The following is a 1078-nucleotide window of genomic DNA, read 5'->3' as shown; positions in this document are numbered from 1 at the left end:
TTAAGATATAGTTTATACTGAAAACCCATAAGATATGTACTTTTATAGCGCCAGCTTTTGCACAGCAAGGGGTTGAGGAGTGCTATGACTTTAAAAAATAGTCTTGCCGATTAGACTCTGAACGTCAATTTTCGATTTTCTTTCCCAAAGGTGTCAGTATTTAGGTAATACCATCTATGCTCCTATCTAATTACTGTACGGTTACGTGAGTTTTCAAGTGCCGTATGATAACTGTTTAATTTTGATTGGATGCTGTTTTAATATTGATTTATGTCAAGACAGAGACTAACATATAAACCTTACTGTTAGGTAAACAAAATCAAACAACAAACTTCCTCAACAGCAAAACCTTAACGTATGTAATACCATTTTTTTGTGAGGCTCTACAGAATTATCAAATCCATTCACTTATTCGTCTGTATAGCCGCGCAGCTTACTGAAAGCATCTTGAGAATCGCCCCTATATATTTTTGTGAAATGGGGATGATTCTCTGTAAATAGTTAAATGTGAATGTTTTCATCACTTGTGGTTATGAAAATAACTCACAGATGTTGATGTCTGCAAACATATATCAATTTAACAAGCTTAATCAGTCTAGATTGTCCTATATTTCTGATTTGGCATCGCTTTTAGCGCGTTCATTACTGATTTTGGTAATGGAAAAACACTTGATGTGTAGCATCAATATTCAAGCAATTAGCAAACAGACCCAACAATAAATACTCAATATGTCACAATATCCGATGAAAAAAACAGTGCAACGTAAACAGTTCCAAATGTATCGTTCTTTAGTTGCGATCGCTCTATTAACTAACGGTTTCTTCCAAGCCATAATGCCTGTATTAGCAGAAGGAACTGCCGCAGGAGAAACTATTAGCAACACCGCAACTGCGACTTACGAAGAACCAAATAACCCAGGAACAACAATTAATGTCACTTCCAACACCGTTACTTTAACAGTTGCAGAAGTTGCAGGTATCACCGTTTCTGCCTCTGGTGTTGAGGATGTTAACGCTGGAACTGTGGGAGTTGGAGACTTATTGATCTACACCTACACCCTCACCAACGTTGGTAACG

1 pseudogene is annotated in these 1078 nt (G+C 37.0%); it reads left to right on the top strand.

The features are described from left to right. Positions 1 to 729 precede the first annotated feature (729 nt). Positions 730 to 1078 (top strand): annotated as a pseudogene (locus VB654_RS20975) (hypothetical protein); the annotation flags it as partial.

It is taken from the genome of Nodularia sp. UHCC 0506 (assembly GCF_034931045.1).
In the GTDB taxonomy this organism is placed as follows: Bacteria; Cyanobacteriota; Cyanobacteriia; order Cyanobacteriales; family Nostocaceae; genus Nodularia.
This window is presented reverse-complemented; position numbering and strand designations above follow the sequence as displayed.